Raw genomic sequence first — 23,232 nt, forward strand, 5'->3', positions numbered from 1 at the left:
CCAGATGTCCCGCCCCCTCGCCTGGCTCGAGGCCAACCAGGTCGCGCTCTACCTCGGCGGTATCGCCGTGGGTGCCGCCGCGGGCATCCTCGCGCCCGCTGCGGCCCCGGCCGCGAGCATCGCGACGACGCCGGCGCTCGCGCTGCTGCTCTTCGCGACGCCCGCGCTCATGCTCCTCCAGTTCGCGCTGCTCCCCCTCTATCTGGCGCTCTTCGGAGCAGGCGAACTCGCGGCCGACCTCGACCCGCGACCGTTCGTGGACGCGTTCGTCTTCATCATCGCGGTGCCGCTGGCCGCCGCGTGGGCCGTGCAGGCGGCAGCTCGAGCGCGGGCCGTGCGGGTGCGACGGCCGGCTGAGCGCATCAGCCGAGGCGCGAACGCGGCGATGGTGCCGCTCATGGTGCTCGTCCTCGCGGTCGTCGTCGCGTCCCAGATCGCGGGGATCGGGGTATCGGCCGTCGAACTCCTCCGGCTCGTGCCGCTCTACGCGGCGTTCCTGATCGCCATGGTCGTCGTTGGCCTCGGGGCGACGCGCATCGCCCGGCTCGACGCGCGCAGCGCTCGCGCCGTCGTCTTCAGCGGCGCGACGCGGAACTCGCTCGTCGTCCTCCCGCTCGCGCTCGCGCTGCCCGTCGGGTTCGAGCTCGCGCCGCTCGCCGTCGTCACCCAGACACTCGTCGAACTGGTCGGCATGATCGTGCTGGTGAAACTCGTGCCCGCGCTCTTGCCGGTTCGCGGGAGGCCGATCGCCTGACGCACCCCTACTTCGCGTGCAGTTCGCGTTCGCGGATCTTCTCGAGCCTGCGCTCGTCGGCGGGCATCCCGAGTTCGTTGAACGGCGTCGACTCGTTCCGCTCCGGCAATCGGTCGGCCGTGGGGCAGATCAGGATGACGTTGCCCGCATCGTTGTCGAACCGGTGCTCGAACATCGGATGCCCGCACACGGGGCAGGCTGCGTCGGCGCTCGGCGGTTGCTGGGGCCCTTCGTTCTGGGGCCCCGGGGGCGATTCGAAGACGGGCGAGAGCGCCCGATCGACTCGATCGAAGAAGTGCGTGAATGCGTTGCCGTCATCAGGGCGGCCCGCTGCGTCGCGTGCCATGAGGCGGATGCTACGCCCGACGCCGCTCGTCCGCCAGGTGTTGCTCGGGCGCGGCGCGGCGACCACGACTCATCCGCCGCATCAGAACCCGGCCTCCGGCGACGGGACATCCGGTCGCCGTAGGCTGTTCGCATGACGACGGATGCCACGCCCGCCCGGTCCTCCTCCGAGAAGCCGACCACCCTCATCACGGGCGGGAGCCGGGGCATCGGTGCCGCGATCGCCGAGCGACTCGCCGCGCAGGGCCACGACCTCGTGCTGACCTATCGCAACCGCCTCGACGAAGCCGAGCAGGTCGCCGAGACGTGCCGCGCGCTCGGAGCGCGCGTGACGCTGCTGCAGGTCGACCTCGCCGACCTCGCTGCGGCTTCACGAGTCGTGCCCGACGCGATCACCGCCGCGGGCGGGCGGCTCACCGGACTCGTCAACAACGCTGGGATCACCGGCCGCATCGGGGGTTTCCTCGACGCGCCGCTCGAGGAGACCGAGCACGTCTTCGCGCTCAACGTCTTCGCGCCGATCGTGCTCACGCGCGCGGCGATCCGGCACATGTCGACGGCGCACGGCGGCGCAGGCGGCGCGATCGTCAACATCTCGTCCGGTGCAGCGACGAGCGGTGCCGCGCACACCTACATCCCGTACGCGATGAGCAAGGCCGCCCTCGACGCGCTCACGCTGGGCGCAGCGCGGGAGTTCGCCGCCGAGGGCGTGCGCGTCAATACGGTGTCACCGGGCACGACCTTCACCGAGATCCACGCCGACGCCGGCCGCCCGAACGCACCCGAAGAACGCGCCTCGCGCATCCCGTTCGGCCGTGCCGGATACCCGCACGAGATCGCGGGCGCCGTGGCCTACCTGCTCTCCCCCGAGGCGTCGTACACGACGGGCGCGTCGATCCGGGTTTCGGGCGGCAGCTGAGCCTCTGCCCAGCTACCGCCCGCACGGCTTCGCCAGTCGCCTTCGCGCCTACGCTTCGCCGAACCCCGATGCCGCGAGTTCGGCGATCGCGTCGACCGCGGGACCACCGTCGGGGTCTTCGGTCGCGATCACGACCTCCGACCCCGCCGTGACGCCGAGTGCCATGATCGCGAGGAGGCTCTTCGCGTCGACCCCGTTGACCGTGACCTTCGGCTTGAACGTCGCCGCGAGCTTCACCAGTTCGGCGGCGGGCCGCGCGTGCAGACCGTCGGCGTTGATGAGCGTCACGGTCCGCGAAAGCCCGGCGGATGCCCCGGTGCCGGCGCCGCCCAACGATTCGTCGGGCGTGACGGCCGCGCCACCTGCCTCGGCCGAAGCACTGTCGCCGCCTGGACCGCCGGCCGCCGTCAGGGCCGCCGCGACGACCGCGTCGAGCCCGTCGCCCGCTTGCGCCGCGACCGCGGCCGCGACACCGCCCTCCACGATCGGCGCGTCCACGATGCGCACGCGCTCGCGGACGTCGTCGTCGAGGAAGTCGAGCGCGGTCTCGGCCGTGAGGATCGCCGAGCCGAGGTCGCACAGGAGTGCGACCCCGGCTCCGGAGTCGGCCGCCGCGACGCCCGCCGTCACGAGCTCGAAGCTCGTGCCGATGCGGCCGTCGTCGGTGCCGCCCGCCGGGATCAGCTTCACGTCGGGAGCCATCTGGTGCGCGAGATCCACGAGTCCTTCGGCGATCTGCTTCGAGTGCGACACGAAGACGATGCCGACGCGTTCTCCCGACTCAGCCATCGGCCGCCGCCTCCGCCGCAGCGCGCAGCAGGTACGCCGTCGACTGCGCGCCCGGGTCGCGGTGACCCGCCGAGCGCTCGCCGAGGTAGCTCGCGCGGCCCTTGTGGGCCACGAGCGGGATCGTCGCATCCGACCCCGCCGCCGCGGCATCCGCAGCGGCCGCCAACACCTCGGCCGGCGATGCTCCCGCCGCCGCCGCGGCGTCCGCGGCGTCGACCGCGGGCGTCCACGCGTCGATCATCGTCTTGTCGCCCGGCTCTGCCTTGCCGCGCGCCACGATGCCGTCGCGCGCGGCCGTGAGGAACGCCGCGACGGCCGCCCCGTCGAGCGCCTCCGCGCCCGCGATGGCTCCCGACCCCCGAAGGTACGCGGTGCCGTAGAGCGGCCCCGCAGCCCCACCGACCGTCGAGATGAGCGTCGTCGCGACGAGCTTGAACACGTCGCCGGGCGTCGCGTCGGCCGCGACGTCGTCGAGCTTCGGCAGAATCGCCTGGAACCCGCGATCCATGTTCTCCCCGTGGTCGCCGTCGCCGATCTCACGGTCGAGCGTGATCAGCTCGACGCGATGCTCGGCGATGACGTCGGCGCTGCGACGCACCCAATCGAGCGCCCACGCGCTCCCCAGCGTGTCCCCCGCCACGGTCAGCGGCCCCACCGGAGCGCAGGCGTCTGCACCGGGGCATCCCACAGCTCGACGAACTCGTCGTCGAGCTTCAGGAGCGTGATCGACATGCCCTGCATCTCGAGCGACGTGATGTAGTTGCCGACGAGCGAGCGCTCGATCGTGATGCCCTTCTCGGCGAGCACGTCGGCCGCGTGCTTGTACGCGATGAAGAGCTCGACCTCGGGCGTGCCGCCCATGCCGTTGACGAACAAGAGCACGCGGTCGCCGCTCGCGTACGGCAGGTCCTCGAGGATCGGGCCGAGCAGACGGTCGACCATCTTGTCGGCCGGCTCGAGCTTGAGTCGCTCGCGACCCGGCTCACCGTGGATGCCGATGCCGAGCTCGTACTCGTCCTCCGCGAGCGTGAAGCTCGGCTCGCCGGCGTGCGGCACGATGCACGGCGTCAGCGCGAGACCCATGGTGCGCGCGTTCGCGTTGACCCGCTCGGCGATGTCGGCGACCTGGTCGAGGTTGTCGCCGCGCTGCGCTGCGGCGCCCGCGATCTTCTCGACGAGCACCGTGCCCGCGACGCCGCGACGTCCGGCCGTGTACAGGGAGTCCTTGACCGCGACGTCGTCGTTCGTGATGACCGCGCGCACCTCGATGCCGTCCGCCGCCGCGAGGTCTGCCGCCGTCTCGAAGTTGAGCACGTCACCCGTGTAGTTCTTCACGATGTGGAGCACGCCCGCACCGCCGTCGACCGCTTTCGTCGCCGCCAGGATCGGGTCTGGCGTCGGCGACGTGAACACCGGCCCCGGCACCGCGGCGTCGAGCATGCCGTAGCCGACATAGCCGGCGTGGAGGGGCTCGTGCCCGCTTCCGCCGCCGCTGACGAGGCCGACCTTGCCCGCGACGGGCGCATCGGCGCGCACGACGTAGATCGGATCGGTCTCCACTCGAACGAGATCCGCGTGCGCGATCGCGAATCCGGCCACGGACTCGTCGACCACCTGCTTCGGGTCGTTGATGATCTTCTTCACCGCACATCCCTTTCCCCACTGGGCCGCGCAGCGCCGCGCGAAGGCTGGCGACGCCGCTGCAGCATTCACCGCAAACCTACGCCGTGGCCGCGGCGCGTGGAAGAGGCTCTCAGGTTTTCCCGGCGCGGCCTCTTCCACTCCGGCCGCGCACGAGTATCGTGTGCGCTATCCGCCTCGAAGGCGTGGCCTCGGGGCCCAGCGAAGGGATGGAAAGTCAACGTGGACAATCTCGGCACACTCTTCCTCGCCGAACTGGTCGGGACGGCGATGCTCGTCCTGCTCGGTTGCGGCGTCGTCGCGAATGTGGTCTTGGCGAAAACCAAGGGCAACGGCGGCGGGTGGCTCCTCATCAACTTCGGATGGGGCCTTGCAGTCTTCGCCGGCGTCATCGTCGCGTTCGCGTCGGGCGCCCACCTGAACCCCGCAGTCACGCTCGGTCTCGTCGCCAACGGCGCGACCGAGTTCGGCAACGGAGGCCTCGGGGTGACCGCTCCCGTCGACTTCTTGACGGTGATCACGTACATCGGCGCGCAGTTGCTCGGCGCGTTCATCGGCGCGATCTTCGTCTGGCTCGCGTACAAGCAGCACTTCGACGACGAGCCCGACGCCGGTCTCAAGCTCGCGGTGTTCTCGACCGGCCCGGCGATCCGCTCGTACGGCTGGAACCTCATCACCGAGATCATCGGCACGTTCGTGCTGGTGTTCGTCGTCATCGGCTTCGGTCGCAACGGCGACGCGTCCGGCCTCGCGGCCCTCGGCGCCTTGCCCGTCGCGCTCCTCGTCGTCGGCATCGGCGCCTCCCTCGGTGGCCCGACGGGCTACGCGATCAACCCGGCCCGTGACCTCGGACCGCGCATCGCGCACCTCGTCCTGCCCATCAAGGGCAAGGGCTCGAGCGACTGGGGCTACTCGTGGGTCCCCGTCGTGGGTCCGATCATCGGCGGTCTGCTCGCAGGCTGGGCCGCCATCCCGCTGCTGCCGCTCCTCGGCTGAACTCGTCGAGGGCCGGTCCGAGTACGGACCGGCCCTCGCGTGTCGGGCCCGCACACCAGCTGACCCCGGGCCTGCGGCACGCGGCATCCACCCCGGCGGCGCGAGCCGTCGCACACCTGTGAACGGCCGACGGCAGCGAAGCCGTCGGCGGAGCATTGAGAGGACGGCATGGCCGACTACATCCTGGCGATCGACCAGGGAACCACCAGCACGCGAGCGATCATCTTCGACAAGAAGGGGTCGATCGTCTCCACCGGTCAGCTCGAGCACGAGCAGATCTTCCCGAAGCCCGGCTGGGTCGAGCACGACCCGCTCGAGATCTGGAACAACGCCCGCGAAGTCATCGGGCAGGCGCTCGGACGCGCCGACATCACGCGCCATGACATCGCCGCCGTGGGCATCACGAACCAGCGCGAGACCGCCGTCGTGTGGGACAAGAACACCGGGCAACCCGTCTACAACGCGATCGTCTGGCAAGACACCCGCACACAGGACATCGTCGACCGCCTCGCCGCCGACGGCGGCGTCGAGCGGTTCAAGCAAGACGTCGGCCTTCCGCTCGCGACGTACTTCTCGGGCACGAAGATCGTCTGGATCCTCGAGAACGTCGAGGGTGCGCGCGAGAAGGCCGAGGCGGGCGACCTGCTCTTCGGCACCACCGACTGCTGGGTGCTCTGGAACCTGACGGGCGGCGTCGAAGGCGGCGTGCACGCGACGGATGTCACGAACGCGAGCCGCACGCTCTTCATGGATCTCGAGACGCTCTCGTGGCGCGACGACATCCTCGAGACGTTCGGCGTGCCGAAGTCGATGCTCCCCGAGATCCGCTCCTCCTCCGAGGTGTACGGCACGGTCGAGCCGTCGAGCCTGCTCCGCGAGGTTCCCGTCGCGGGCATCCTCGGCGACCAGCAGGCGGCGACGTTCGGTCAGGCGGCGTTCGATCCGGGCGAGTCGAAGAACACGTACGGCACGGGCAACTTCCTGATCTTCAACACGGGCACCGAGATCGTCCACTCGAAGAACGGACTGCTCACGACCCTCGGGTACAAGCTCGGCGACGACGCGCCGCACTATGCACTCGAGGGCTCGATCGCCGTGACCGGTTCGCTCATCCAGTGGCTGCGCGACAACCTGGGGCTCATCTCGAGCGCCCCCGAAGTCGAGGAGCTCGCGAAATCGGTCGAGGACAACGGCGGCGCGTACTTCGTGCCGGCGTTCTCCGGCCTCTTCGCGCCGTACTGGCGTCCCGACGCGCGCGGCGCGCTCGTCGGCCTCACGCGGTACGTCAACAAGGGCCACATCGCCCGTGCGGCGCTCGAGGCGACCGCGTTCCAGACGCGAGAGGTGCTCGACGCGGTGAACGCCGACTCGGGCGTCGAGCTCACCGAGCTCAAGGTCGACGGCGGCATGATCGCGAACAACACGCTCATGCAGTTCCAGGCCGACATCCTGGGCGTCCCGGTCGTCCGTCCGGTCGTCGCCGAGACGACGGCGCTCGGCGCCGCATATGCGGCGGGCCTCGCGGTCGGGTTCTGGGAGAACCTCGACGACCTCCGCGCCAACTGGCAGGAGGACAGCCGCTGGACGCCCCAGCTCGCCGAGGACGAGCGTGAGCGCCAGCTGCGCCTGTGGAAGAAGGCCGTCACGAAGACCCTCGACTGGGTCGACGAGGACGTGCGCTGATTCCGGCCTGATTCACGAACGAGCGGATGCCTCGTGGCCGGTGCGGCACGAGGCATCCGCCGTTCTTCGCGGTCTTCGGGTCGCTCAGCCGTTCGTCGCCGCGACCCACTCGTCGAGTTTGGCGATGGCCTTTCCCGAGTCGAGCGCCTCTTCGGCGACCGCCATCTTGTCGCGGAAGCGGTCGAGCAGCGTGCGCTGGATCTGCGTGGGGTCCTTCGCGAGCTCGAACGAGACGAGCCCGGCGGCGGCGTTGAGCACGACGATGTCGCGGATCGGCCCGCGGGCGCCCGAGAGGACGTCGCGCACGATCTGCGCGTTGTGGGCGGCATCGCCGCCCTTCAGATCGTCGATCGACGCGCGCTCGATGCCGAGGTCGCGCGGGTCGAGGTCGTGCTCCTTGACCGTGCCGCGCGAGATCTCCCAGATGTGGCTGTGACCGGTCGTCGTGAGTTCGTCGAGGCCGTCGTCGCCGCGGAACACGAGGGCCGTCGCGCCGCGCGTCTGGAAGACGCCGACGACGAGCGGCACGCGGTCGAGGTGGGCGACGCCCACGGCGGATGCTTCGGGGCGCGCCGGATTGCACAGCGGGCCGAGGAAGTTGAACACCGTCGGCACGCCGAGCTGGGCGCGAACGGGGCCGGCGTGCTTGAAGCCCGGGTGGAAGGCCGACGCGAACACGAAGCCGATGCCCGTGCGCTCGTACACCTCGGCGACGCGCTCGGGCGCGAGCCCGAGGTCGATGCCGAGCGCTGCGAGCACATCCGACGAGCCGGATGCACTGCTCGCGGCCTTGTTGCCATGCTTGAGCACGGGAACGCCCGAGGCCGCGGCGATGATCGAGGCGGTCGTCGACACGTTGACCGTGCCGAACCGGTCACCGCCCGTACCGACGATGTCGAGCGCCATCGGGTCGACGTCGAGGGGCATCGCATGCTCGAGGATCGCGTCGCGGAAGCCGACGATCTCGTCGACCGTCTCGCCCTTGAGTCGCAGCGCGACGAGGAATCCGGCGAGTTGCGCGTCGGTCGCCTGACCGGTCATGACCTGTTCCATCGCCCACTCGGCGTCCGACACGCTCAGGTCTTCGCCGAGGAGGAGCGAATCGATGACGGCGGGCCAGGATTGGAGAGAAGTCATGCGGATGATCCTATCTGCGCGATTCCCGGCGGATTCCCGGGCCCGTTCCAGGCTGTTCGCGGGTTCGAATCGATCGATTCGGAACATCGAGGCGCGCCGGTGACGAAAACTCAGCCCCGGTTTCGGCCATAATGGGTGATTGTGACGAGCACCTCATTGACTTCACAGGCGAGTGCGCCATTGATCAAGCGTCCCAACACCGTGGCGGTTGGCACGATCGTCTGGCTCGGCAGCGAGGTGATGTTCTTCGCCGGCCTGTTCGCGATCTACTTCACGCTCCGGTCGATGTCTCCCGAACTCTGGGAGGCCGAGACTTCGCTGCTGAACTTCCCGTTCTCGCTGACGAACACGATCATCCTCGTGCTCTCGAGCTTCACGTGCCAGTTCGGCGTCTTCGCCGCCGAGCGCATGCAGCCGTACGGCACCGGGTGGAAGCCCACGCAGTGGGGCATGGTCGAGTGGTTCTTCCTCACCTTCGTCATGGGCGCGATCTTCGTCGCCGGCCAGGTCTGGGAGTATGCCTCGCTCGTCTCCGAGGGCATCTCGATCGACTCGAACTCGTACGGTTCGGCGTTCTACCTCACGACCGGCTTCCACGGCCTCCACGTCACGGGCGGCCTCATCGCGTTCCTGCTCGTCATCGGCCGTGTCTTCGCGGTCAAGAACTTCGGGCACAAAGAGGCCACGAGCGCGATCGTCGTCTCGTACTACTGGCACTTCGTCGACGTCGTCTGGATCGGCCTGTTCCTCGTCATCTACGTCCTCAAGTAAGCCGCGGCAGGATCGTCACCAGCATGTCCGTCAACAGGAAGAAGCCCATGAACCGCCAGAAGCGACGCACCGGACGCCGGCACCCGCTCGCCACCGTCGCGCTGCTCGCACTCGGCCTCGTCTTCACGGGCGGCGCCTACGCAGCGTTCAGCTCGGGCACCGCGCAGGCTGAGGTCGACCCGACGTCGCAGTCGACGATCGAAGAGGGCAAGAAGCTGTTCCAGGCGAACTGCGCCACCTGCCACGGCCTCTCGGCCGAGGGCACCGGCACGGGCCCGAGCCTCATCGGCGTCGGCGCCGCCGCGGTCGACTTCCAGGTCGGCACCGGCCGCATGCCGATGCAGATGCAGGGTCCGCAGGCGCAGCAGAAGCCCGTGCAGTTCACCGACGAGCAGGTCAAGCAGCTCGCCTACTACGTCGCCTCTCTCGGTCCCGGCCCCGACATCCCCGCCGACCACCTCGTCAACGGCGGCGGCGACGCGGCCAACGGCGCCGAACTCTTCCGCATCAACTGCGCGATGTGCCACAACGTCGCCGGCGCGGGCGGCGCGCTCACCGAGGGCAAGTTCGCTCCCCCGCTCACCGAGACCACCGGTGTGCACATCTATGAGGCGATGGTCACGGGCCCGCAGAACATGCCCGTCTTCAACGACCTGAACATCTCGCCCGAAGACAAGCGCGACATCATCACCTACCTCAAGTACGTGCAGGACAACCGCTCGCCCGGCGGGTTCGAACTCGGCAACCTCGGCCCCGTCGCAGAGGGCCTGTTCATCTGGATCTTCGGCCTCGGCGCGATCGTCGCGATCACCGTGTGGATCACGGCGAAGTCCAACTAACGCACCGGCACCGAAGAAGCTGACAAAGGAGAACCATGGCCCAGGACGACACCAGCGGCGCGGACCTCATCGCCGCCGACTCGTCGCACGCCGCGCCGACCGCTTCGCCCGGTACCGCGGTCATTCAGACGGACACGTTCGAGAACCCCGGGTTCCCGCCGCACCGCCCCCGCGTGACCGATGAAGATCCGAAGCGCGAGAAGCGCGCCCAGCGCACCGTCTACACGCTCTTCTACCTCTCGGTGCTCGGCAGCGTCTGGGCGATCGCCGCCTACATGCTGTTCCCGATCGAGTCGAACAACGTCGGCGATGTGCGCCTGAACAACATGTTCATCGGCCTGGGCGCGACCCTCGCGCTGCTCGGCCTCGGCTTCGGGATCGTGCACTGGGGCAAGGCCGTCATGAAGGACGTGGAGCTCGTCGACGAGCGCCACCCCATCGGCGGCTCCCCCGAGACGCAGGCCGCTGCGGCGAAGGTGTTCGCCGACGCGAACGAGGAATCGGGCTTCACCCGCCGGTCGGTCATCCGGAACAGCCTCATCGGTGCGCTCGTCGCGTTCCCGCTGCCGGCCGTCGTCCTCTTCCGCGGCTTCGCCCCGCAAGACCAGAACCCCGTCGAGCTCCTCAGCCACACGATGTGGAAGAAGGGCACCCGCCTCGCGCTCGACCCGTCGGGAGTGCCGATCAAGGCCTCCGACGTCACTATCGGCAGCGCGTTCCACGTCATTCCCGAGGGTCTGCAAGACCTCGAACACGGCAGGCTTGAAGAGAAGGCCAAGGCGGCCGTGCTCCTCATGCGCCTCAACCCCGATGAGCTCAACCCGAGCGCCGGCCGCGAGGGCTGGGCATACGACGGCATCGTCGCGTACTCCAAGATCTGCACCCACGTCGGCTGCCCCGTGGCCCTCTACGAGCAGCACACGCACCACCTGCTCTGCCCGTGCCACCAGTCGCAGTTCGACATCACGCACGAGGCCGCAGTGATCTTCGGCCCGGCCGCGCGTCCGCTGCCCCAGCTTCCCATCGCCATCGACGACGAGGGCTACCTCGTCGCCCAGAGCGACTTCCATGAACCCGTCGGCCCGAGCTTCTGGGAGCGTCATTGAGCACCGCAACCACCAACGCCCCGCAGAAGCGGTCGTTCACGGCGGCAGCATCCGTCTACGTCAACGAACGCACGAGCATCGCCGGCTTCGTCAAGGAGCTCGGCCGCAAGGCCTTCCCCGACCACTGGTCGTTCCTCCTCGGTGAGGTCGCGCTCTTCGCGTTCGTCGTCGTGCTCATCTCGGGCACCTTCCTGACGTTCTTCTTCCAGGCCTCGCAGGCCGAAGTGCACTACGACGGTTCGTTCGTGCCCCTCAAGGGCGTCGAGATGTCGGTCGCGATGGCGTCGACGCTCGACATCTCGTTCGACATCCGCGGCGGCCTCTTCGTGCGCCAGATGCACCACTGGGCGGCTCTGCTCTTCGTGGCGGCCATCGGCCTGCACATGCTCCGCATCTTCTTCACGGGTGCGTTCCGCAAGCCGCGCGAGTTCAACTGGGTGATCGGCTTCACGCTCTTCATCCTCGCGATGGGCGAAGGCTTCACGGGCTACTCCCTCCCCGACGACCTGCTGTCGGGCAACGGCCTCCGCATCATCGACGGCCTCATCAAGGGCATCCCGCTCATCGGCACGTGGTTCTCGTTCCTGCTCTTCGGCGGCGAGTTCCCGGGCACCGCGATCGTGGGCCGTCTCTACACGCTCCACATCCTGCTGCTGCCTGCTCTCGTGGTCGCGCTCATCGCGCTCCACCTCGTGTTCGTCGTGGTGCACAAGCACACGCAGTACGCGGCACCCGGCAAGACGCAGCAGAACGCGGTGGGCCCGCCCATCCTGCCGATCTACGCGGCGAAGGCCGGTGGGTTCTTCTTCATCATCTTCGGCATCATCGCGCTCATCGCCTCGATGTTCACGATCAACCCGATCTGGAACTACGGTCCCTACGACCCGTCCCCCGTTTCGGCCGGCACCCAGCCCGACTGGTACATCGGCTTCGCCGACGGCGCCCTTCGCCTCATCCCGCCGGGCTGGGAGTTCGTGTGGCTCGACCGCACGTGGTCGTTCAACATCCTCGTCCCGCTCATCGCGATCGGCATCTTCATCGTGCTCGTGGTCCTGTACCCGTTCATCGAAGCGTGGATCACCGGAGACAAGCGCGAACACCACATCGCCGACCGTCCGCGCAACGCTCCGACCCGCACGGCGATCGGTGCCGCCGGCGTCACGTTCTACGCGGGCCTCTGGGCCGCGGCGAGCTCCGACATCCTCGCGACCCACTTCCGTCTCACGATGGAGGGCGTCATCCACGCGCTCCAGGCGGTCGTCATCCTCGGCCCGTTCGTCGCGTACTTCATCACCAAGCGCGTCGCACTTGCACTGCAGAAGAAGGACCGCGAGATCGTCCTCCACGGGTACGAGTCGGGTCGCATCGTGAAGCTGCCCGGTGGCGAGTTCATCGAGGTCCACCAGCCGCTCGACGAGTACGACCGCTGGCGCCTCGTGAGCTTCGACAGCTACGCACCGCTCATGATCCGTCCGAACGCCCGCGGCAAGATCCCCGCCGGCCAGCACTTCCGTGCGGCGCTCTCGCGGTGGTTCTTCGAAGACCGCATCGCGCCGGTCACGAAGGGCGAGCTCGAGGCCTCGCACGGCGACGAGCACCACTGATCTCGCCCGATCAGGTTCGGGCACCGAAGACCATGTCGATCGATTCGACGTGGCTCCGGTGCCCGAACTGTTTCTCAGACCTCGGTCCCGTCGGGGCGTCGACGTACGGGTGCGCCAACGGGCATCGCTTCGACCGCGCCCGCCAGGGCTATCTGACGCTGCTTCCGCCGCGTGCGCCGAAGACCGTGGGCGACGACGGCCCGATGCTCGCCGCGCGGGCCGCGTTCCTCGAGAGCGGGGCCTACGCGCCGATCGCCGCTGGCATCGTCGACGCGGTGCGCCACGCGCACCCCGCTTCCCCGGCCGGCCGCCGCCCGCCCGGCGCCGAGTTGTCGGTGGCGGATCTCGGCTGCGGCACCGGCTACTACTCACGCGTGCTCGTCGAAGCACTCGCAGCGTCCTCCATCGACTCGCGCGTGCTGCTCGCCGACCGCTCCCCCGATGCCGTTCGCCTCGCACACCGCTCCGCGGCGACGAGCGCCCAGACCGACGTCACCGGTGTCGTCCTCGACCTCTGGCGTCCGCTCCCCCTCCGCGACGGCGTCGCGGACATCGCACTCGACGTCTTCGCTCCGCGGAACCCCGCGGAGTATGCACGGATTCTTCGTCCCGGCGGAGCCTTGATCGTCGCCGTGCCGACTTCGTCGCACCTCCGTGAGCTCCGTGCCGCGGGCTCCCTGCTCGAGATCCCCGACGGTAAGGACCAACGGGTCGTCGAGCAGTTCGAACCGCACGGGTTCAGACTCGCGGCGCGCGAACGCGTCGAGTTCGAGTTCGCGGCAGATGCCGTACGCCGCGAACAGATCGCCGCTATGGGACCGTCGGCGCATCATCGCGGCGACGCCGACCCGAGTGGCCTCGATTCGGCCTCAAACCCGGCTCAGACCGATTCTGAAGATGTCGACGTGATCACGGCCGCGGTCGACATCCTGACGCTCGTACGAGGCTGAGGCCGCTACTGAGCGCACGAGCGGAATCGCCCGCCGGCGCTGCCGGCAGCGCCGAGGGGCCCGACGCGCACGTCGGGCCCCTCGAACGAATGCTCCTGGATCAGCGGGCGAAGTTGCCCCGATAGTACTCGTAGACCCAGCCCACGAGCGCGATGACGACGATCGGGATCGCGATGAACGAGATCCAGAAGCCGACCGCGAGGCCGAGGAAACCGAGCGCCGCGGCGCCGGCGAGCACGATGGGCCACCAGCTCCAGGGGCTGAAGAAGCCGAGCTCCGCGTCGCCGTCGTCGATGTTGGCGTCGAGACGGTCTTCGGGAAGCACGCCGCCCTGGGCGCTCTGCACGCGGCCGAGGTAGAACGCGATGAACGCGCTCAGGATGGCCGTGAGCGACACCGCGATCGTGCCGACCCACTCAGGCCCGCCATGGGGCTCGATGCCCGCTGCTGCCGTCCAGATGGCGTACGCGGCCGCGGCAGCGGTGCAGAAGACCGCCAGGATCCAGAAGAGGATGATGTTGGCGCGCATCTACTTGGTTTCCTTCGTCGCGGCGTCGTACACGGGTGCGTCGGGCGCGTCCTTGAGCGGGCCGACGCCCACGGGGATGCCCGCTTCGGGGTGGTTCAGGTCGAACGCCGGAGCCTCCGAACGGATGCGCGGGATCGACGTGAAGTTGTGGCGAGGCGGCGGGCAGCTCGTCGCCCACTCGAGCGAACGGCCGTAGCCCCACGGGTCGTTCACCGTGACCTTCGGCGCACGGCGAGCTGTGATGTACACGTTGAGGAAGAACGGGATGAGCGAGACGGCGAGGATGCCCGCACCGATCGTCGACACCTGGTTCATCCACGTGATGTTGTCTTCGGGCAGGTACGAGTAGTACCGGCGCGGCATGGCGACGACGCCCAGCCAGTGCTGGATGAGGAACGTCGTGTGGAAGCCGATGAAGAGCAGCCAGAAGTGCCACTTGCCGAGGGTCTCGTTGAGGAGCTTGCCCGTCCACTTCGGCCACCAGAAGTAGAACCCGGCGAACATCGCGAACACGACGGTGCCGAAGACGACGTAGTGGAAGTGGGCGACCACGAAGTAGGTGTCGGACACGTGGAAGTCGAGCGGCGGCGAAGCGAGGATGACGCCCGTCAGCCCTCCGAAGGTGAACGTGATGAGGAAGCCGATCGCCCAGATGATGGGCGTCTCGAACGTGATCGAGCCGCGCCACATCGTGCCGATCCAGTTGAAGATCTTCACGCCTGTCGGAACGGCGATGAGCATCGTCATGAATGCGAAGAACGGAAGCAGGACCGAGCCCGTGACGTACATGTGGTGCGCCCACACCGTGACCGAGAGGGCCGCGATCGCGATGGTCGCGTAGATGAGGGTCTTGTACCCGAAGATCGGCTTGCGGCTGAAGACGGGGAAGATCTCGGACACGATGCCGAAGAACGGCAGGGCGATGATGTACACCTCGGGGTGGCCGAAGAACCAGAACAGGTGCTGCCAGAGCAGGACGCCGCCGTTGGCGGGGTCGTAGACGTGCGCACCGAAGACGCGGTCGGCGCCGGCGGCGAGGATCGCGGCCGCGAGGACCGGGAACGCCATGAGTACGAGGATCGACGTCACGAGAGTGTTCCACGTGAAGATCGGCATCCGGAACATCGTCATGCCGGGTGCGCGCATCGTGATGATCGTCGTGATGAAGTTCACCGCGCCCAGGATGGTGCCGAAGCCCGAGAGGCCGAGGCCGAGCATCCAGAGGTTGCCGCCGACGCCCGGCGAGAACGTCGTCGAGGCGAGCGGTTGATAGGCGAACCAGCCGAACGACGCGGCGCCCTGCGGCGTGAAGAAGCCGGCGACCGCCATGAGCGAGCCGAAGTTGAACAGCCAGTACGCGAACGCGTTGAGTCGCGGGAATGCGACGTCGGGCGCGCCGATCTGCAGCGGCATGAGGACGTTCGCGAAGCCCGCGAACAGCGGGGTGGCGAACATGAGCAGCATGATCGTGCCGTGCATCGTGAACAGCTGGTTGTACTGCTCACGGGTCTGCACGATCTCGAGACCGGGCTCGAAGAGCTGCGCGCGGATGACGAGCGCCATCACGCCGCCGATGCAGAAGTAGATGAACGAGGTGATCAGGTACAGGTACCCGATGATCTTGTGGTCGGTGGAGGTGATCCACTTGACGATGATGTTGCCCTTGCGCTCGACCTTCGAAGCGCCGAACGCCTGACTCGCTACGGTGCTCATTCGGCTTCGTGCTCCTCTTTCAGCTCGGGTGCGCCCGTGCCGGGCAGGTTCTGGTTGCGGTCGTACTCGTTCGAGAGCTGACCGACCTGACCCTTGTCGCGGAGCGACTCGATGTAGGCGTCGTACTCGGCCTGCGAAACGACCTTGACGTTGAAGAGCATCAGCGAGTGGTACTCGCCGCACAGCTCGGCGCACTTGCCGGCGTACGTGCCCTCGCGCTCGGTGGTGAGCGACATGTAGTTGGTCTTGCCCGGGTACATGTCTTTCTTGTAGAGGAAGTCGACGACCCAGAAGGAGTGGATGACATCGCGCGACTCGAGCTCGAACTCGACGTTGGCATTGACCGGGAGGACGAGCGTCGGAAGCTCGGACTGGACGACTGAGCCCGCGGGGCCCTCTTCGTCGAGCTGGCCCTGGATGCCGGGCGAGTAGACGTCTTCGTTGACGTAGTTGAAGTCCCACGCCCACTGCTTGGCGATGACCTCGACTTTGACGTCGATGTCGTCGGCGGCGAAGCGCTCTTCAATCGCCTGCTGGTCGCGGGCCGTGAAGGCGAAGAAGCCGAGCACGAGGATGAGCGGGACGATCGTGTAGAAGACTTCGATCGGCATGTTGTAGCGCAGCTGCACGGGGAGGCCGGTCTGGCCGCGACGGCGGCGGTACGCGATGACCGCCCAGATCGTGAGGCCCCACGTGATGATGCCGACGACGAGGAGGACGATCCAGGAGGTCACCCAGAGGCCGGCGACGCGCTCGGTGTGGTTGGTGACGGGAGGCTCGCCCTCTTGGAATCCGGGGAGGAAGCCGTGGAGCTGAGCCTGCGTGCAACCTGCGAGCACAAGACTGAGTGTCGCTGCGATCGGGATTGCAGCCCATCGGAGTCGGCGATTGTGGCGCACCGGTGACCTTTCGGGAGACTCGAAGGCGCTTCTCAGCGAAGCGCGTGATCGTTGGATAGCCTACTCCGACTCGACCGCCCAGACGTGCACTCCGGGACGGTGTCGGAGTGAGCCATCCGACGAATCCGCACACGACCTGCGGAAACGAAAAGGGGAGGTCGCTATGCGACCTCCCCTTTTCACGGGTGCTGCGAGCGTTCAGTGGAACGAATCACCGCACGCGCAACTGCCCTGCGCGTTGGGGTTGTCGATCGTGAAGCCCTGCTTCTGGATAGTGTCTTCGAAGTCGATCGAGGCGCCGTCGAGGTAGGGGACGCTCATCTTGTCGACGACGACCTCGACACCGTCGAAGTCGACGACGGCATCGCCGTCGAGGAAGCGCTCGTCGAAGTAGAGCTGGTAGATGAGACCGGAGCATCCGCCCGGCTGCACGGCAACGCGCAGGCGGAGGTCTTCGCGGCCCTCCTGCGCGAGGAGGCTGCGCACCTTGTCGGCAGCGGGCTCGCTCAGCAGCACGCCGTGGCTGTTCTCGGTGATGGTCTGGCTCATCTCGCTCCCTCTATCAAGGTCGACCGCTTCATAGGTCTGTCGCCATTGTACGCGTGCGTTTCCGAGAGTCGCCCCGGATGTCTCATGCCCGCGCGTTGAGCCGAGCGAGGAAGAGCGCCTCGGCGAGGAGCGCCTTCTTGAACACCCCGAGGTGGAGCGACTCGTTGGGGCTGTGGGCACGGGACTCGGGGTCTTCGACGCCCGTCACGAGGATCTGCGCCGCGGGGAACTCCTCGACGAGTTCGGCGATGAACGGGATCGATCCGCCGACGCCGATCTCGACGGGCTCGACGCCCCACGCCTCGGCCATGGCCTTGCGCGTCTCGTCGACCGCCCAGCCGCTCGTGTCGACGAGGAACGCCTCCCCCGTGTCGGGGCTCTCGAACGTCAGCTTCGCGCCGAACGGCGCGTGGGCCTCGAGGTGGGACTTGATCGCGGCGTAGGCCTCGTCGGCGGGCTGCCCCGGTGCGATCCGGGCGCTCACGCGGACGCGCACGCCGGGGACGAGCGTGTTGGACGCGTTCGCGACATCCGGTGCATCGATGCCCGTGATCGTGATCGCAGGTTCCGACCAGATGCGCTCGAGGATCTCTCCCCTTCCGATCGGCGTCACGCCGTCGAGGAGGCCGGTCTCGCTGCGGAGCTGCGCTTCGTCGTACGCGGGCACCTCGAGACCTGCCGAGCGGAGGTCCTCCACCGCGACCGACCCCGACGCGTCCCACAGCGTGTCGAGCAGACGGATCGCCGCGAGCATCGCGTCGGGCACCGCTCCCCCGAACATGCCCGAGTGCGACGCGTGGCCGAGGGTGTCGATCCGCAGGTTGAAGGCGACCGCCCCGCGCAGGGCGACGGTGATCGCAGGGGTGTCGACGTCCCAGTTGCCCGAGTCGGCGACGATGATCGCGTCGGCTTCGAGCAGGTCGCGCTGGTCCTTCAGGAAGTTCGCGAACGACTGTGAGGCCCACTCCTCTTCGCCTTCGATGAAGACGGCGAGGCCGAGGTCGAGGTCGTCGACGGCGGCGGCGAGCGCTCGGATCGCGCCGACGTGGGCCATGACGCCGGCCTTGTCGTCGGCGGCGCCGCGCCCGTGCAGGCGGTCGCCGCGCTGGGTCGGCTCGAACGGCGGGGTCTCCCAGTCTTCGTCCTTTCCGGGCGGCTGCACGTCGTGGTGGGCGTAGAGCAACACGGTCGGGCGTCCGTTGCGAGCGGCACGCTTGGCCACGACGGCCGGCTGGCCGTATTCGGAGCCGTCTTCGACGAGGGCGCGTCGGATGTCGACGAGTTCGAACACGCCGGTGTCGCGCAGCAAGGCGGCGACGGCCTCGGCGCTCTCGACGACGTGGGCCGGGTCGAAGGCCGGCCATGACACCGACGGGATGCGGACGAGCTTGGAAAGATCGGCGACGGTGGCGGGGAATCCCGCGTCGACGGCCTCCCGAACCGCCCCGGATGTCTGGGAATCGACGGTGATGTCCGGCCGCGCCGGCTGCTCCTCGGTCATGCCGGTAATCTTAAGGTCTACCGATTTCCGAGGAACCCGTGGCCAAGCAACCTGAGAACACCAAGTCCGAGTCCGGCGAGGCATCCGCCCCCGAGACTTTCGAAGAGACGCAGGCCCGCCTGAAGGCCGCCGGCAAGAAGGGCGCCCCGACGCCGTCGCGAGCCCAGCAGGAGGCCGCGCGCAAGCGTCCGCTCGTGCCCGACGACCGCAAGGAGGCGGCTCGGCAGGCGAAGCTCAAGTCCGCCGAAGCGCGCGAACGGGCGCGCGTCGGCATGGCCGCCGGCGAAGACAAGTACCTCCCGCAGCGCGACCGCGGCCCGCAGAAGCGCTACGCGCGCGACTACATCGACGCCCGGTTCAGCGTCGGCGAGCTGCTCATCCCGCTCATGTTCGTCGTCATCATCCTGACGCTCATCCCGAACTACGCGCTGCAGTCGATCGGCATCCTCGCCCTGTGGGCGTTCTTCGCCGTCGCCGTCATCGACGTCGTGATCCTCGGCCAGGTGCTCACGAAGAAGCTGCGCGCGAAGTACGGCGACCGTGCAGAGAAGATCCGCTGGTACGCGGCGATGCGCGCGCTGCAGCTGCGCCCCCTGCGCCTGCCCAAGCCGCAGGTCAAGTACGGCCAGTACCCCGAGTGATCGGCTGAGCCGAGCACCGATTGAGTGAGCCGGATGTCCCCCTCGGGACATCCGGCTCACGGCTTGGCGTACGCGCCGAACCTCGCGAGCGGAACGCGCGACTCCTCGTCGCTCAACGACCCGTGCTGGCCGATCATGCGCTCGGCCTGCCGGTTCTCCTCACGCGAATCGTAGTAGGCGACGCCCGCGCGCGCGGCGACGAGGAGGTCGCCGATGCGCGGGCGGACGTCGTCGTCGACGACGCCGAAGAGACCGGCGTCGATCACCTCGTCGCGTGTGATGATCCACGCGCGATCGCCTTCGGCGTCGCGCCAGCGTGCGACGAGTGCCTCGCGGTCGGATGCATCGAGCCCGGGTTCGAAGTACAGTGCCACGTTGCGCGGTTCGCCGCCGACGTGTCGCACGCCGTCGACGAGCCCGGGGTCGCGGTCGACGAACACGTGGCGGGAGGCCGGGATGTCGACGACGCCGTGGTCGGCGGTCACGAGCATGCCCGCGCCACGAGGCATCCGCTCGCCGAGGCCCATGACCGCCGCGTCGAGGCGCTCGAGCGCCGCGAGCCAGCGGTCGGACTCCCAGCCCTCGGCGTGCGCGAGCTGATCGAGCTCGGGGACGTACAGGTAGACCAGCGCGCCGTCGACCTCGTCGAGGAGTTCGCGCGCGATCGCGAAGCGATCCTCGATCGATGCCCCGGCACGGTACTCGGCGCCGCGCAGCACCGCGCGTGTGAAGCCCGAGTCGGCGTACCGCGGGGCGCCCACGGCGAAGCTCGTGACGCCGTACTCGGCGGAGGTCTCGAACAGTGTCGGACGGCGTTGCCAGTCGGGCTGGATGAGCCCGGCCTCCCACCCGTTGAGCTGATTCGCGAGGATGTCGCGCTCGGGCACGAGCGTGCGGTAGCCGACGAGTCCGTGCCGCCCGGGGTCTGCGCCCGTCGCGAAGGTCGCGATGGCCGCAGCCGTCGTCGACGGGAACACCGTGCGCACGGCGTCGCGCTTGCCGAGAACCGCGGTCAGGTACCGCGCATGCCCGCGGCGCGCCGCGAGGTTCGCCGTGCCGAGACCGTCGACGAGAAGGACTGCCGCCGAACGCGCGCGCGGGAGCGCGAACGACGGCCCCGACGCCGTCGGCTCCCCCGTGAGACTCGCGATCGCGCTCGGGAGGACCGCGGCAAGCCGCCGATCGGTGTCGGCGGGCGCCGGTAGCATGGCAGGCATTGCGCCCAGTCTGTCATAGGGCGTCCGGTCGGCTCCGGAGCCGACGCGGACCCCGACAGACCCGAGAACGACGAAGCCCGAGAAAGACGGATGACCGCACCGAGCAACGAGCCCACCGACCGCCGCATCGCCGAGCGCATCGAAGACGTCGACGTCTCCGCCGAGATGCAGGGCTCCTTCCTCGAATACGCGTACTCGGTCATCTACTCGCGCGCCCTCCCCGACGCCCGCGACGGCCTCAAGCCCGTGCAGCGACGCATCCTCTACGGCATGACCGAGATGGGCCTCCGCCCGAGCGGCCGCACGTCAAGAGCTCGCGCGTCGTCGGCGACGTGATGGGCAAGTACCACCCCCACGGCGATTCGGCGATCTACGACGCGCTCGTGCGCCTCGCCCAGCCGTTCTCGCTGCGCGTTCCCCTCATCGACGGCCACGGCAACTTCGGCTCGCTCGACGACGGCCCCGCGGCATCCCGCTACACCGAGGCGCGACTCGGCGCCCCCGCCCTCGCGATGACCGAGGGCCTCGACGAAGACGTCGTCGACTTCATCCCGAACTACGACAACTCGCTCCTCCAGCCCGAGGTCATGCCCTCGGCGTTCCCGAATCTGCTCGTGAACGGCGCGAGCGGCATCGCCGTCGGGATGGCGACGAACATGGCACCGCACAACCTCATCGAGGTCGCCCACGCGGCCCGGCACCTCATCGCGAATCCCGATGCGCCGCTCGACGAGCTCATGGAGTTCGTCCCCGGACCCGACTTCCCGTCGGGCGGCACGATCGTCGGCCTCGACGGCGTGCGCGACGCCTACGCGACCGGGCGTGGGTCGTTCCGCACCCGCGCGAAGGTCGCCGTCGAGCAGCTCACGGCCCGCAAGACGGGCCTGGTCGTCACCGAGCTCCCCTACCTCGTCGGCCCCGAGAAGGTCATCGAGAAGATCAAGGACGGCGTCAACGCGAAGAAGATCACGGGTATCTCCGACGTCGCCGACTTCACCGATCGCAAGCGCGGCCTGCGGCTCGTGATCGGCATCAAGACGGGCTTCAACCCCCAGGCCGTGCTCGAGCAGCTCTATCGACTCACGCCGCTCGAAGACAACTTCGCGATCAACAACGTCGCCCTCGTCGACGGGCAGCCGCAGACGCTCGGCCTCAAAGAACTCCTGCAGGTCTTCATCGGGCACCGCGTGCGCGTCGTCACGCGGCGCTCCGAGTTCCGACTCGCGAAAGACCGCAAGCGACTGCACCTCGTCGAGGGCCTCCTCGTCGCGATCCTCGACATCGACGAGGTCATCCAGGTCATCCGCACGAGCGACGACTCCGACCAGGCGCGCTCGCGCCTCATGCAGGTCTTCGACCTCAGCGAGGTGCAGTCCGAGTACATCCTCGAACTGCGCCTGCGACGCCTCACGCGGTTCTCGCGCATCGAGCTCGAGACCGAGCGCGACACACTCCTCGCCTCGATCGCCCGTCTCGAAGAACTCCTCGCGAGCGACGCGCGCATTCGCGCCCTCGTCGCCGACGAGCTCGCGCAGGTCGCCGAGCTGCACGGCACCCCGCGCCGCACACTCCTCACCGAGGGCAGAGTCGTCACTGCGGCGGCGGCCCGCAAGGCCGCCGCGTCGGCGTCGCTCGAGCACGCGGATGCCCCGTGCCGCGTGCTCCTCGGCGCCACGGGCCGCATCGCCCGCGTCGACCGACCCGAGGGTGCCGACGATCTCGTCATCACGGTGCCCGCGCGGCGCTCCAAGCACGACGCCCTGCTCTCGGGCCTCGACACGACGAGCCGCAGCGAGATCGGGGCTGTCACGAGCCGCGGGCGCCTCATCCGGTTCTCACCGCTCGACCTCCCCGCGCTGCCCGCCAACGCGCCGCAGCTCGCCGCGGGGGTGCGCATCGCCGACTACCTCGGCCTCGCCGACCGGTCGGAACGCGTGCTCGCGCTCGTCTCGCTCACGAGCGACCGACCCATCGCCCTCGCGACCGCGCAGGGCGTCGTCAAGCGCGTCGCGCCCGGCGGATACCCCAACAAGCCCGATTTCGAGGTCGTCGCGTTGAAGCCCGGCGACCACGTCGTGGGGGCGGCACAGGGCGGCGACGACGACGAGCTCGTGCTCATCGCCGATGACTCGCAACTGCTCCACTTCCCGGCCTCCTCCGTGCGCCCGCAGGGCGCGGCCGCGGGCGGCATGGCGGGCATCAAGCTCTCGCCCGGTGCGAAGGTCATCGCGTTCGCGGCACTCTCCCCCGCCGAGATCGCCGATGCGGTCGTCGTGACCGTCGCAGCGACCTCCGACACCCTCCTCGGCGCCGACCCCGGTGCAGCGAAGGTGTCGGCGTTCTCCGAGTTCCCCGGCAAGGGGCGCGCAACGGGCGGCGTGCGTGCGCAGCGCTTCCTCAAGGGACAGGACGCGCTCTCGGTCGCGTGGGCCGGACCAGGGCCCGCCCTCGCGCTCGGCGCTGACGGGTCGGTGCGTCAGTTGCCCGAAGAGTTCGGCAAACGGGATGCCTCGGGCACGCCGATCGAGGCTCCTATCGCGGTCATCGGTCGACGCATCGGCTGATCGGGCGAAACCTCCCGGAACGACGGATGGCGCCGAGCACGTGCTGCTCGGCGCCATCCGTCGTTCCGGCGTCTTCGCCGTCGGA

The 23,232-nt window shown here is 68.8% G+C and carries 21 protein-coding genes and 1 pseudogene; 11 read left to right on the plus strand and 11 right to left on the minus strand.

Annotation, left to right across the window (positions count from 1 at the left end; all coding sequences use genetic code 11):
- Positions 1-4 precede the first annotated feature (4 nt).
- Positions 5-754: a hypothetical protein gene (locus ET445_RS12625; RefSeq protein WP_129191604.1), complete on the plus strand. Its 750-nt coding sequence runs from the start codon at positions 5-7 to the stop codon at positions 752-754.
- 7 nt (positions 755-761) lie between these two features.
- On the opposite strand, the gene ET445_RS12630 is transcribed toward ET445_RS12625, so the two are convergent.
- A complete protein-coding gene (locus ET445_RS12630; protein ID WP_129191605.1) occupies positions 762-1,100 on the minus strand; it encodes a hypothetical protein in 339 nt (112 codons plus the stop codon).
- A 132-nt stretch (positions 1,101-1,232) separates the two neighbouring features.
- Here ET445_RS12630 and ET445_RS12635 point away from each other — a divergent pair, with 132 nt between their 5' ends.
- The gene (locus ET445_RS12635; RefSeq protein WP_129191606.1) at positions 1,233-2,018 is read left to right on the plus strand and encodes an SDR family NAD(P)-dependent oxidoreductase; all 786 of its coding nucleotides are present in this window, start codon (positions 1,233-1,235) and stop codon (positions 2,016-2,018) included.
- Positions 2,019-2,066: 48 nt separating this feature from the next.
- On the opposite strand, the gene dhaM is transcribed toward ET445_RS12635, so the two are convergent.
- Genes dhaM through dhaK form a run of 3 tightly spaced genes read right to left on the minus strand, consistent with a single transcriptional unit; the run spans position 2,067 to position 4,451 of the window.
- Positions 2,067-2,807, minus strand: a complete 741-nt coding sequence (dhaM, locus tag ET445_RS12640; protein WP_129191607.1) for a dihydroxyacetone kinase phosphoryl donor subunit DhaM — start codon at positions 2,805-2,807, stop codon at positions 2,067-2,069.
- Positions 2,800-3,447 carry a dihydroxyacetone kinase subunit DhaL gene (dhaL, locus tag ET445_RS12645; RefSeq protein WP_243695196.1) on the minus strand — a complete coding sequence of 216 codons (648 nt, stop codon included), beginning with the start codon at positions 3,445-3,447 and terminating at the stop codon, positions 2,800-2,802. Before dhaL ends, dhaM begins: the two co-directional genes overlap by 8 nt.
- 2 nt (positions 3,448-3,449) lie before the next feature.
- Positions 3,450-4,451, minus strand: a complete 1,002-nt coding sequence (gene dhaK / locus ET445_RS12650; protein ID WP_129191608.1) for a dihydroxyacetone kinase subunit DhaK — start codon at positions 4,449-4,451, stop codon at positions 3,450-3,452.
- Between the two features lie 267 nt (positions 4,452-4,718).
- Here dhaK and ET445_RS12655 point away from each other — a divergent pair, with 267 nt between their 5' ends.
- On the plus strand, positions 4,719-5,444 hold the full coding sequence (locus tag ET445_RS12655; protein WP_243695407.1) for an MIP/aquaporin family protein: 726 nt from the start codon (positions 4,719-4,721) through the stop codon (positions 5,442-5,444).
- Positions 5,445-5,612: 168 nt separating this feature from the next.
- Positions 5,613-7,127, plus strand: a complete 1,515-nt coding sequence (gene glpK / locus ET445_RS12660; RefSeq protein ID WP_129191610.1) for a glycerol kinase GlpK — start codon at positions 5,613-5,615, stop codon at positions 7,125-7,127.
- An 84-nt stretch (positions 7,128-7,211) separates the two neighbouring features.
- On the opposite strand, the gene trpD is transcribed toward glpK, so the two are convergent.
- Positions 7,212-8,264 carry an anthranilate phosphoribosyltransferase gene (trpD, locus tag ET445_RS12665; RefSeq protein WP_129191611.1) on the minus strand — a complete coding sequence of 351 codons (1,053 nt, stop codon included), beginning with the start codon at positions 8,262-8,264 and terminating at the stop codon, positions 7,212-7,214.
- Positions 8,265-8,405: 141 nt separating this feature from the next.
- On the opposite strand from trpD, the gene ctaE reads away from it, so the two are divergent.
- The 5 genes from ctaE to ET445_RS12690 are packed head-to-tail and all read left to right on the plus strand — an operon-like array spanning position 8,406 to position 13,534.
- Positions 8,406-9,035, plus strand: coding sequence for an aa3-type cytochrome oxidase subunit III (gene ctaE / locus ET445_RS12670; RefSeq protein ID WP_424922850.1), 630 nt, complete (start codon positions 8,406-8,408; stop codon positions 9,033-9,035).
- A gap of 23 nt (positions 9,036-9,058) precedes the next feature.
- The gene (qcrC, locus tag ET445_RS12675) at positions 9,059-9,874 is read left to right on the plus strand and encodes a cytochrome bc1 complex diheme cytochrome c subunit (RefSeq protein ID WP_424922851.1); all 816 of its coding nucleotides are present in this window, start codon (positions 9,059-9,061) and stop codon (positions 9,872-9,874) included.
- A 35-nt stretch (positions 9,875-9,909) separates the two neighbouring features.
- Positions 9,910-10,980 carry a cytochrome bc1 complex Rieske iron-sulfur subunit gene (gene qcrA / locus ET445_RS12680; RefSeq protein ID WP_129191613.1) on the plus strand — a complete coding sequence of 357 codons (1,071 nt, stop codon included), beginning with the start codon at positions 9,910-9,912 and terminating at the stop codon, positions 10,978-10,980.
- Positions 10,977-12,584 carry a cytochrome bc1 complex cytochrome b subunit gene (gene qcrB, locus ET445_RS12685; protein WP_129191614.1) on the plus strand — a complete coding sequence of 536 codons (1,608 nt, stop codon included), beginning with the start codon at positions 10,977-10,979 and terminating at the stop codon, positions 12,582-12,584. The genes qcrA and qcrB overlap by 4 nt, the downstream gene beginning before the upstream one ends.
- A gap of 32 nt (positions 12,585-12,616) precedes the next feature.
- On the plus strand, positions 12,617-13,534 hold the full coding sequence (locus ET445_RS12690; protein WP_129191615.1) for a putative RNA methyltransferase: 918 nt from the start codon (positions 12,617-12,619) through the stop codon (positions 13,532-13,534).
- A 100-nt stretch (positions 13,535-13,634) separates the two neighbouring features.
- Here ET445_RS12690 and ET445_RS12695 read toward each other — a convergent pair whose 3' ends face one another.
- The 5 genes from ET445_RS12695 to ET445_RS12715 all read right to left on the minus strand — a co-directional run bounded on the left by ET445_RS12695 (position 13,635) and on the right by ET445_RS12715 (position 18,725).
- A complete protein-coding gene (locus ET445_RS12695) occupies positions 13,635-14,063 on the minus strand; it encodes a cytochrome c oxidase subunit 4 (protein WP_129191616.1) in 429 nt (142 codons plus the stop codon).
- Entirely contained in the window at positions 14,064-15,776 is a 1,713-nt protein-coding gene (ctaD, locus tag ET445_RS12700; RefSeq protein WP_129191617.1) for an aa3-type cytochrome oxidase subunit I, read from the minus strand. It lies immediately after the preceding gene.
- Complete coding sequence (ctaC, locus tag ET445_RS12705; RefSeq protein ID WP_129191618.1) at positions 15,773-16,675, minus strand: aa3-type cytochrome oxidase subunit II; 903 nt, start codon at positions 16,673-16,675, stop codon at positions 15,773-15,775. Before ctaC ends, ctaD begins: the two co-directional genes overlap by 4 nt.
- Before the next feature lie 198 nt (positions 16,676-16,873).
- Positions 16,874-17,224 carry an iron-sulfur cluster insertion protein ErpA gene (gene erpA, locus ET445_RS12710; RefSeq protein WP_129191619.1) on the minus strand — a complete coding sequence of 117 codons (351 nt, stop codon included), beginning with the start codon at positions 17,222-17,224 and terminating at the stop codon, positions 16,874-16,876.
- Positions 17,225-17,306: 82 nt separating this feature from the next.
- Complete coding sequence (locus ET445_RS12715; protein WP_129191620.1) at positions 17,307-18,725, minus strand: dipeptidase; 1,419 nt, start codon at positions 18,723-18,725, stop codon at positions 17,307-17,309.
- Positions 18,726-18,763: 38 nt separating this feature from the next.
- Between ET445_RS12715 and ET445_RS12720 the strand changes: the two genes are divergently transcribed.
- Positions 18,764-19,366 (plus strand): DUF3043 domain-containing protein, encoded by a 603-nt coding sequence (locus ET445_RS12720; RefSeq protein ID WP_129191621.1) that lies wholly within the window; start codon positions 18,764-18,766, stop codon positions 19,364-19,366.
- Positions 19,367-19,422: 56 nt separating this feature from the next.
- Here the strand turns inward: ET445_RS12720 and ET445_RS12725 are convergent, their stop codons facing one another.
- Positions 19,423-20,583: an alkaline phosphatase family protein gene (locus tag ET445_RS12725; RefSeq protein WP_208008409.1), complete on the minus strand. Its 1,161-nt coding sequence runs from the start codon at positions 20,581-20,583 to the stop codon at positions 19,423-19,425.
- Between the two features lie 90 nt (positions 20,584-20,673).
- Here ET445_RS12725 and ET445_RS12730 point away from each other — a divergent pair.
- Positions 20,674-23,147 (plus strand): annotated as a pseudogene (locus ET445_RS12730) (DNA gyrase/topoisomerase IV subunit A).
- Positions 23,148-23,232: the final 85 nt, after the last annotated feature.

The sequence above is a fragment of the Agromyces protaetiae genome, assembly GCF_004135405.1.
GTDB lineage: Bacteria > Actinomycetota > Actinomycetes > Actinomycetales > Microbacteriaceae > Agromyces > Agromyces protaetiae.

Excerpts from the sequence above, each read along its gene's own strand:
- qcrC (WP_424922851.1), top strand. The coding sequence starts at position 9,059 with ATGTCCGTCAACAGGAAGAAGCCCATGAACCGCCAGAAGCGACGCACC.
- ET445_RS12635 (WP_129191606.1), top strand. The coding sequence starts at position 1,233 with ATGACGACGGATGCCACGCCCGCCCGGTCCTCCTCCGAGAAGCCGACC.
- ET445_RS12625 (WP_129191604.1), top strand. The coding sequence starts at position 5 with ATGTCCCGCCCCCTCGCCTGGCTCGAGGCCAACCAGGTCGCGCTCTAC.
- dhaM (WP_129191607.1), bottom strand. The coding sequence starts at position 2,807 with ATGGCTGAGTCGGGAGAACGCGTCGGCATCGTCTTCGTGTCGCACTCG.
- ET445_RS12690 (WP_129191615.1), top strand. The coding sequence starts at position 12,617 with ATGTCGATCGATTCGACGTGGCTCCGGTGCCCGAACTGTTTCTCAGAC.
- ET445_RS12725 (WP_208008409.1), bottom strand. The coding sequence starts at position 20,583 with ATGCCTGCCATGCTACCGGCGCCCGCCGACACCGATCGGCGGCTTGCC.
- ET445_RS12695 (WP_129191616.1), bottom strand. The coding sequence starts at position 14,063 with ATGCGCGCCAACATCATCCTCTTCTGGATCCTGGCGGTCTTCTGCACC.
- ET445_RS12630 (WP_129191605.1), bottom strand. The coding sequence starts at position 1,100 with ATGGCACGCGACGCAGCGGGCCGCCCTGATGACGGCAACGCATTCACG.
- glpK (WP_129191610.1), top strand. The coding sequence starts at position 5,613 with ATGGCCGACTACATCCTGGCGATCGACCAGGGAACCACCAGCACGCGA.
- trpD (WP_129191611.1), bottom strand. The coding sequence starts at position 8,264 with ATGACTTCTCTCCAATCCTGGCCCGCCGTCATCGATTCGCTCCTCCTC.
- qcrA (WP_129191613.1), top strand. The coding sequence starts at position 9,910 with ATGGCCCAGGACGACACCAGCGGCGCGGACCTCATCGCCGCCGACTCG.
- erpA (WP_129191619.1), bottom strand. The coding sequence starts at position 17,224 with ATGAGCCAGACCATCACCGAGAACAGCCACGGCGTGCTGCTGAGCGAG.
- ctaD (WP_129191617.1), bottom strand. The coding sequence starts at position 15,776 with ATGAGCACCGTAGCGAGTCAGGCGTTCGGCGCTTCGAAGGTCGAGCGC.
- ET445_RS12655 (WP_243695407.1), top strand. The coding sequence starts at position 4,719 with ATGCTCGTCCTGCTCGGTTGCGGCGTCGTCGCGAATGTGGTCTTGGCG.
- ET445_RS12715 (WP_129191620.1), bottom strand. The coding sequence starts at position 18,725 with ATGACCGAGGAGCAGCCGGCGCGGCCGGACATCACCGTCGATTCCCAG.